The sequence below is a fragment of the Gammaproteobacteria bacterium genome (genome assembly GCA_003696665.1).
Taxonomy (GTDB): domain Bacteria; phylum Pseudomonadota; class Gammaproteobacteria; order Enterobacterales.
Genome location: RFGJ01000257.1, coordinates 1 through 1,882, shown reverse-complemented (window position 1 = coordinate 1,882; position 1,882 = coordinate 1). Strand labels below are relative to the sequence as shown.

Genomic DNA, 1,882 nt, shown 5'->3' with positions numbered 1-1,882 from the left:
CGCAATGGCCGGCGCCAGGGCCAACCACAGCATGTTGTCGGAATACAACCCCCCCGTTTTCAGAATGGCCGGCACGAGCACCAGGAACCAGCCGGCAGCCAGAAAATTACCTATGACCGCTAAACTTTGGGTCAATTTCAGCAAGGCCAGGGAGCAACCAAGAAACAACAGAGCAAATCCTAATGGCACATCGCTATTTTCAGGCATTATCGTCCATGTGACAAGCATGACGATAATATCGAACAGCACTAAGTAAAGGTGAAGTTCGATCAGCATCTTTGTCCTTCTGTACTGAACCGGATGTTCTTCCGGATCCAGCACATCAGGCATGAACCAATCAACTAATTGTCGCTTATGGCGGATTAGCTTGGAGATCACAACTGGCTCTTTTCTTGATTGACGCAATTCCCTCCTTCCCAACTTTCAGGATCTCGGAACTTACGTACATCAATTTTCACACCAACCTGTTTTGAAACCAAGAAAAAGAGGATGCGCCCCCGTCCAACCAGGAGCGCATCCTCTATCCTCAATTCGCCACACTCTTCACCTCAAAATCATTCGGCTTTTGCAGCCTTTTTTGGTGGGGCAATTTTGCTAAACGCATGCCAAATCTCCTCATAGGAGAACCGTTCCTCATCCAATGCCTCATCCAGTGACTTTTTCAAATTCAAAAGCATTTGTTGGATATCCTCGAAAGAATGGAGGTTTGTGATCGTGAATCTCAAGCCGGCATTTTTCAGGGGCACACTGGGGTAAGAGGCAATATTTACAAAAAAGCCTCTATCCTGCATCTTTTGGACTACTCGATATCCCACCTGTGGCTTACTCACTGCGACAAAAAAGATGGGTGTTTCTTCATACACTATCATAGGCAATCCCAATTGTGCGGCCAGGTCATTTGTATACCTGATTCGCTCAATTAATTGCTGTTGAAGTATCGGGTGTTCGGGCCCTAAATGAATCTTTGCAGAAGCTACCGCTGCCCCTAAGGAAGGGTTGGGAATAGGTCCCGAGAAAAACATCGTACTGCCTGTATTATTTACGAAATTTCGAAGCTCTTCATCTGGGAAGATCAAGATCCCTCCGTATGAGCCAAAGCTTTTATGCATCGATCCTACCACCACCATTTTTTCATGTCGGGGAAGCTGAGAAAGGACTATACCTTTTCCTTTTTCCCCATGCCAGCTTACCCCGTGAGCATCATCCACGTACAAGTAGAAATTTTCATAAGTGTTCAGAAATTCGATCATGGCCTGCATGGGGATGGTATCTCCGAACATGGAATACACGCCATCCGCACAATACCAGACATTCCGAAACTGCTTTGTCAATTTACTTAGTCTCCATTCAAGGTTTTCCATACTGCTGTGACGAATCATCTCTACATGTACACCCTGAGTCTTGGCTATTCGCACAGCATTTTGCACACTGGCGTGAACTTGGTGATCCATGATAATCGCATCGGCCGCATCGACCAAAGAAGGAATGGCTGCAATATGGCCCAGCGTGGTGGTAGGTGCCACGACCAACGGCAAGTCGAAAATGGCTTCTAAAAGCTCTTGTAATTCCCGGTAAAGGGGTGAAGAAAGAAAGATGCGTGATGAAGAAAAGGCAGGCCCGTATTTCCGCGTTGCTTCAATCGCACCCTCTTTAAGCCGATCATCCAACTCCAACCCTAAATAGCTACAAGACCCGAAATTCTTCACCACCTTGCCATTGATGGTGATTTCATTCCCTTTCAGTTCGTCATCTTCCAAGATACTGTAACAAATTCCGCGCTGACCACAATAGGTCGCCTCCTTGTGGAGGTCCTCCAGCAGCCTGGACGTGTTGTGCATGGGACGGGGGGTGATTTGTTTGTTCATAGTTTTTGTGTTTGAGG

The 1,882-nt window shown here is 46.8% G+C and carries 2 protein-coding genes; both read right to left on the bottom strand.

Features of this window, described 5'->3' with window-relative positions:
* Positions 1–330, bottom strand: a 330-nt coding sequence (locus D6694_07155) for a hypothetical protein (GenBank protein ID RMH43281.1), incomplete at its 3' end; no start/stop codon positions are given.
* A 224-nt stretch (positions 331–554) separates the two neighbouring features.
* Positions 555–1,865, bottom strand: coding sequence for an aminotransferase class I/II-fold pyridoxal phosphate-dependent enzyme (locus D6694_07150; protein RMH43280.1), 1,311 nt, complete (start codon positions 1,863–1,865; stop codon positions 555–557).
* Between the last annotated feature and the right edge of the window lie 17 nt (positions 1,866–1,882).

Bases quoted from the DNA above. Each gene is read 5' to 3' on its own strand.
- D6694_07150 (RMH43280.1), bottom strand. From the start codon at position 1,865: ATGAACAAACAAATCACCCCCCGTCCCATGCACAACACGTCCAGGCTG.